We start from the raw sequence: 754 nt of genomic DNA on the forward strand, positions 1-754 counted from the left end.
TGTACGCCGAATAGGCATGACAAAACCCTCAGTTAAACTGGGGGTTGGAAAAATATTCTTATAGAAAAGGAAAGAACCTCCCCGTGGTACAATGATAGCGGTCTGGCAACCACATTATTGTACAAAGAGGAGGTTCCATGTCAATGAATGACGTACAAAGCTTATCACATAGCAAATGGAGATGTAAATATCACATTGTGTTTGCACCCAAGTATCGCAGACAGATTATATATAAAAAATTAAGAAGTGATATAGGGAAAATTTTACGTGACTTATGCACAAGAAAACATGTAGATATATTAGAAGCAGAATGTTGCCCGGATCATATTCATATGTTAGTAACCATACCTCCGCATATGAGTGTGTCGAGTTTTATGGGATATTTGAAGAGTAAAAGTAGCCTCATGATATTTGATAAACATGCCCATCTTAAGTACAAATATGGGAATCGACACTTCTGGTGCAGAGGCTATTACGTAGATACGGTAGGCAGGTATGAAGGTGCGATAAAAGAGTATATTCGCAACCAGTTACAAGATGATATCGCCATGGACACATTAAATTTTCAGGAATATACCGACCCGTTTACGGGTAAGCCGGTAGAATAGGCAGAAAAAAAGCCCCCGAGTAGGGGGCTGCCTGTAATAATAGAGTGGTTGTCGGACTATTTCGATACCCTCTTTAGAGGGTATCCACTAGAGAAAGACCCTTATAGGGTCAGAGCAAACCACCCGTTTAACGGGTGGTTATGATT

At 40.2% G+C, this 754-nt stretch carries 1 protein-coding gene; it reads left to right on the forward strand.

The window, feature by feature from the left end; genetic code table 11:
* Positions 1 to 143: 143 nt before the first annotated feature.
* On the forward strand, positions 144 to 608 hold the full coding sequence (gene tnpA / locus HMPREF9429_RS00190) for an IS200/IS605 family transposase (RefSeq protein WP_006940715.1): 465 nt from the start codon (positions 144 to 146) through the stop codon (positions 606 to 608).
* Positions 609 to 754: the final 146 nt, after the last annotated feature.

This window comes from Megasphaera micronuciformis F0359 (genome assembly GCF_000165735.1).
Taxonomy (GTDB): domain Bacteria; phylum Bacillota; class Negativicutes; order Veillonellales; family Megasphaeraceae; genus Megasphaera; species Megasphaera micronuciformis.

Excerpts from the sequence above, each read along its gene's own strand:
- tnpA (WP_006940715.1), top strand. The coding sequence starts at position 144 with ATGAATGACGTACAAAGCTTATCACATAGCAAATGGAGATGTAAATAT.